Consider the following 3,525-nt stretch of genomic DNA (forward strand, 5'->3'; position numbering starts at 1 on the left):
CGCAGGCGATTGATGCGCGCGTTCAGCGACTGCACCACCTCCCACGCCATGTCCATCCCAGCCAAACGGAACAGGGCTTCATAAAACGCCGTGGTGTTCTCCCGGACGCCCTGGAAATCTCCACGACGAAATGTCTGCTGAGTCCGGTCATTTAGAGTTTCGAGTTCGTTGAGGGCGTCCGGCGTAGCGCGCTCAGCACAGCGGCGCGCAGCCTGTCCCTCCAACAAAGCGCGAATTTCATAGATTTGGGCAGCTTGGTCCGCCGTGAAGCTCGCCACCACGGGGCCTTGGTGGGACTCAGTTTGAACGAGGCCCTCAGTCTCCAAGTGGCGGAGCACCTCTCGCACGATAGAGCGGCTGACGCCCAACTGCTCACACAACTGGCGTTCCACCAAGCGCTCGCCTGGTTTGAAGTGACCGTTCCAAATGCCCTCGCGCATTTTTTCTAAAGCCAACTCGCGCAAGGTCTTCGCGCTGCGGTCCACGCGCAATGAACCGGCGGGAGTCGTGACCATCAGAAATGCCTCATGAAAGATTGCCAAGACAGCAGTATTTCACATCCTGATAGTCGGCCATGCCGCCACTGCCTCCCTCTCGGCCGTACCCGGACTGCTTGATGCCGCCGAACGGTGCCACTTCGGTAGAGATGATGCCCGTGTTGATGCCAACCATACCCACCTCCAAGCGACGGGCCACCCGGTGTGCACGTGCGATGTCACGTGTGAAGAAGTACCCGGCCAGGCCTGCTTCGGTGGCATTGGCCTGAGCGATCACATCGGCTTCGTCCGTGAACCGAATCAAGGGTGCCACCGGGCCAAAGGTCTCCTGACGCGCCACAAGCATGTTCATGGTGACGTCGCGCAAGACGGTGGGCGCAAAGAAGTTGCCAGGCAAGTGTGCGTTGCCCTCAACCACGGTAGCGCCACGCGCCAGGGCATCGTCCACGTGGTGCTGAGCCTTTGCCACCGCACGCTCGTCAATCAGTGGGCCCACAGTCGTGCCGGGCTGGCTGCCATCGCCTACTCTGAGATCGCGCACAGCTGCGGCCAACCGCTGCGTGAAGGTTTCATAGATGCCGGCCTGGACGAACAAACGGTTGGCGCACACGCAAGTCTGTCCAGCGTTGCGGAATTTGGATGCCATGGCTCCAGCTACGGCTGCATCCAGGTCAGCATCGTCGAACACAATGAAGGGGGCGTTGCCGCCCAATTCCATGCTCACGCGTTTGACAGTTTCCGCGCATTGGCGGATCAACAGCTTGCCCACAGCCGTGGATCCGGTGAACGTTAGCTTGCGTACCAAGGGGTTGGCGGTCAGCTCGCTCCCGATGGTCACAGGGTCACCCACGACGATGTTGAGCACACCGGGTGGCACCCCCGCCTCCTGTGCCAAACGCGCCAGCGCGAGCGCTGACAGCGGGGTCAGCTCGGCAGGTTTTGCGACCACGGTGCAACCAGCGGCCAAGGCTGGCGCGAGTTTGCGCGCAAGCATGGCGTGCGGAAAATTCCAAGGGGTTATCGCGGCGACCACGCCCACCGGCAGGCGCACAGTACTAAGTTGCCGCGTGGCGTCAGGAGAGGCCAAGACCTCGCCCACCGGGCGACGGCATTCCTCGGCAAACCATTCGACGTAGCCAGCCCCACAGAGAATTTCAGCGCGCGCTTCTGACAGCGGTTTGCCCATTTCTTCGGTGAGGATCTGTGCCAGTGGCTCGGCATGCGCCAGGATCAATGCGTGCCAGCGTTTGAGCACGTTGGCTCTTTGGGCTGCTGGCATAGCCGCCCAACCAGGCCCTGCGCGGTGCGCTGCCTCGATGGCCATTCGCGTGTGCTCCGCACCGAGGCGAGGCACTGTTGCGATAACCTCGCCTGTCGCTGGATTGGTCACAGGGAAACTGCTCCGCTCGGTGATCCACTCGCCGTCGATGAGGCAGCGGGATTCGCGCAAGGCGTTGTCGGGCAACAAGGTCATGAATGCCGTGATGGTGGTGGAGGGATAGAGGCTGGCTTCATGCCTGCCCCAGGGCGGGATGTGCCTTCAGCTCGCGACGGGTGTGTCCAGCCAACGACTGAGGCTGGCATTGACGGCCTCGGCGTCAGTGACATTCATCATGTGGCGCGCGCCTGGAATGACCTCGGCCATGGCGATAGGCGCCTCGGCTGCCATTGCCTGCGCCATCGCGGGGCTGGAGTTCGCGTCGTACTCGCCGGTGCAGAACAGTGCCGGCATGACCAGTTTGTCCAGTTTGCCGACATGTGCCTCGTCTGAACTGGCAAACACGGCGTAGGCCTGGGCGTAGCCCAGGGGTTGAACGCCCTCAAGGTAGCCGGCGACTTCGGTTGCGGCGCGTTGCAACTCCGGTGGCACAGGGTCGCCAAACCAGCGCGCCAATGTTGGACCGGCTGTCGCCGGTGCACCGCATTCTCGCAATGCTTGTGCCCGGGCCAGCACAGCGTCGCGCTGGTCTTGCGTGCGACGGTACACCGCGTTGAGGGCGGCCACTCGACGTGAGCGCTGTGGGTGAGCGAGCGCAAACTCCAGCGCGACCAATGCCCCCATTGAGTGCCCTGCAACGCTGGCCGACGAGATTCCCAACTCATCGAGCAATTCGACAAGCTGGTTCGCGTAGTCTGCGAGGATTGGCGCCCCTTGCGCCGGCAGGCTTGCCCCGTGTCCCAGCATGTCGTAGACAAGCACTTGGTGTGTACGTGCCAGGTGAAGCACTTGTGGGCCCCAAACACCTTGCTGCATGCCCACGCCATGGATCAGCACAACCGGCTCCCCGGTGCCAGTCACGGTCCATGCCGTGCCGTGCCGCGTGATGCCCGACTCTGTGACGATGGCTTCAGCGATCATTTCCGCCCAGCTCTTTCAGGTCCTGGTAGCGGTCGCCAATGCGGTGGTGAGGGCGCCCGCCGATGGAGGCCCCCAGCGCCACCACAATTTCGTCCGGTGCGGGGGCATCGTTGATTGCGAACTGCACCGTCAGGTAGTGCGAGCGCATCCCTTCGTCGTGCTTGTGCATCAAGGGAATGGCGATAGAGCAGTTGGGCCCTCCCCTCACGTTGGTGAAGCTCAAGTAGCTCTTGGCTCCCACCGCCTTACGGTAAAAGTTGCCAAAGTGCAGTGTGTGGATCAGGGCAGACGCGTGTTCCACTTCACCCGACGTACCGACAACGGCCGCCTTGCCGTATCCCTCAATCACCTCGCCCGAGCCTGTCTGACGCAGGATGGTGTCCGTCAACAACTCGCCCAATATCGGCGCAATGGCCCGGATCTCGGGCGACAGGTCTTCAACGAAGCCGCGACCTGCCCACGGGTTGGTCAGTACGGCGGCCACACCAAAGAGCCGTAGAGGTCGTTCCGCGACTTTGCCCCCCTCAATGCGTGTCTCTTCTGTGTAGGTGACGATCTTGCGTATGTGGGCGTTCATGCTGATTTCTAGCTAAATTGGATGGGAAACGGATTGGCTGAGAGTCCTGCCGCTCTTCATTCAGGCTTGATGTTGGCGGCCTTTATGACGGC

General features: G+C 62.0%; 4 protein-coding genes. All 4 read right to left on the bottom strand.

All coding sequences use genetic code 11. The annotated features are described in order from the left end of the window. Window positions 1-515 (bottom strand): GntR family transcriptional regulator (locus ACFQPB_RS23685; protein WP_382228837.1); only part of this gene is annotated, 515 nt, incomplete at its 3' end. A gap of 10 nt (window positions 516-525) precedes the next feature. Further along, the gene (locus tag ACFQPB_RS23690) at window positions 526-1,971 is read right to left on the bottom strand and encodes an NAD-dependent succinate-semialdehyde dehydrogenase (protein ID WP_382228840.1); all 1,446 of its coding nucleotides are present in this window, start codon (window positions 1,969-1,971) and stop codon (window positions 526-528) included. A 66-nt stretch (window positions 1,972-2,037) separates the two neighbouring features. After that, a complete protein-coding gene (locus ACFQPB_RS23695) occupies window positions 2,038-2,856 on the bottom strand; it encodes an alpha/beta fold hydrolase (RefSeq protein ID WP_382228843.1) in 819 nt (272 codons plus the stop codon). Then, window positions 2,846-3,433 carry an amino acid synthesis family protein gene (locus ACFQPB_RS23700; protein WP_382228846.1) on the bottom strand — a complete coding sequence of 196 codons (588 nt, stop codon included), beginning with the start codon at window positions 3,431-3,433 and terminating at the stop codon, window positions 2,846-2,848. Before ACFQPB_RS23700 ends, ACFQPB_RS23695 begins: the two co-directional genes overlap by 11 nt. Window positions 3,434-3,525 lie beyond the last annotated feature (92 nt).

Source organism: Hydrogenophaga atypica (assembly GCF_042665215.1).
Lineage (GTDB): Bacteria > Pseudomonadota > Gammaproteobacteria > Burkholderiales > Burkholderiaceae_C > Hydrogenophaga > Hydrogenophaga defluvii_A.